Raw genomic sequence first — 822 nt, 5'->3', positions numbered from 1 at the left:
TTATCGAGCAAAGCCCGTCAGGACGCTGGCAACCGCTGCCCCGTCATGCATGGCTGGCACCGGCGCACTACCCGGCGGACGAAGCCTGGGACGCGGCCCGGATGCAGCACTGGCTAACCGAACTGGACCCCATGGCGCCCGCGCAGTTGCTGGTGCGCCTGGTGGAAAACAGCGAAGGCGAATGGGAAGAAGCCGAACGGTTGTTTCTGGTGGCGGATCTTTGGCCGAACGTGCCGGCGCTTACAGGTTATCGATATGCCGATAGTCAATCTGTAACCCCATAGCCAGCTGCTTTGAACGGCCCAACCGAATCGGGCCGCGCTCGATGTCCACCAGCAAGCCCGGGCAGTCCAGCTGCGGCAGCCCTGCCACATCCTTTAGCCGTCCATCGGTGATCACCAGCAACCGCTGCTGCTCCACCGGGTAACGCTTGCGACGAGCCGCCAACCAGTGCCCCGCTTCGTTCAGCGCTGCCAACAATGGCGTGCCGCCACCTGCGCCGAGGCCATCAAGCCAATGATCAAGCCCTTTTGCCGCCTTTAATCCCTGCACCTGCCACTTTGGCGATTGCCCGCTCGCGGTGAGCAACGCCATGCGCGCCCGCTGTCGATAGGCATCGTCGAACAGTTGGGCCAGTAATCCCTTGGCATCACTCAGCGCCTGATGCCGCCGGGTGGAGGCCGAAGCATCGACAATCACCAGCCACAGCTCATGGGGCGTACGGCTACGCAGTTGATACAGCAAATCTTCGCGGCGTTGCGGCCGCCCGCCGAGCAAGGTACCCGGCCAGTTGATCGAACCTTCGGCCGCGCTGCGCGCCTG

The 822-nt window shown here is 63.6% G+C and carries 2 protein-coding genes; one reads left to right on the top strand and one right to left on the bottom strand.

Annotated features, from left to right (window positions below; all coding sequences use genetic code 11):
• The coding region (locus HX846_RS37185) for a DUF1853 family protein (RefSeq protein WP_178967462.1) at positions 1-284 on the top strand (284 nt) is incomplete at its 5' end.
• Here the strand turns inward: HX846_RS37185 and HX846_RS37180 are convergent.
• Positions 241-822, bottom strand: a 582-nt coding sequence (locus tag HX846_RS37180) for a VWA domain-containing protein (protein WP_256740462.1), incomplete at its 5' end; no start/stop codon positions are given. The genes HX846_RS37185 and HX846_RS37180 overlap by 44 nt on opposite strands.

Source organism: Pseudomonas sp. K5002 (genome assembly GCF_013386655.1).
GTDB lineage: Bacteria > Pseudomonadota > Gammaproteobacteria > Pseudomonadales > Pseudomonadaceae > Aquipseudomonas.
This window is presented reverse-complemented; position numbering and strand designations above follow the sequence as displayed.